Origin of the sequence: Paraburkholderia sp. SIMBA_053 (assembly GCF_046534895.1) — a bacterium.
In the GTDB taxonomy this organism is placed as follows: Bacteria; Pseudomonadota; Gammaproteobacteria; order Burkholderiales; family Burkholderiaceae; genus Paraburkholderia; species Paraburkholderia caledonica.
This window is the reverse complement of the sequence record NZ_JAWRXU010001769.1, coordinates 1-234: the sequence shown is the minus strand read 5'-3', so window position 1 is coordinate 234 and position 234 is coordinate 1. Positions and strand designations below refer to the sequence as shown.

The following is a 234-nucleotide window of genomic DNA, read 5'->3' as shown; positions in this document are numbered from 1 at the left end:
CTTGCTGCGCGGTTTCCTTCGTGAACTTTTCGTTCGCGATGTACGGGCCGCCGAATTCCTTCTTCAACTGCGGGCCAAGGCGATCTTCGCCCAACGCTTCGCGTGCGGCGATGAACGCGATCTTGCGCTTGCCGAGTTCGCGGGCCACATAGCCGAAGGTTGCCGCGGCATTCGAATCGCCCATGTCGTGCGAGTCGCGGCGCGGCGCGAGATGCACGCCCACGCGCTGTGCGC

1 pseudogene is annotated in these 234 nt (G+C 64.5%); it reads right to left on the bottom strand.

Annotated features, from left to right (window positions below):
* A pseudogene (locus SB753_RS41605) lies at positions 1 to 234 on the bottom strand (alkene reductase); the annotation flags it as partial.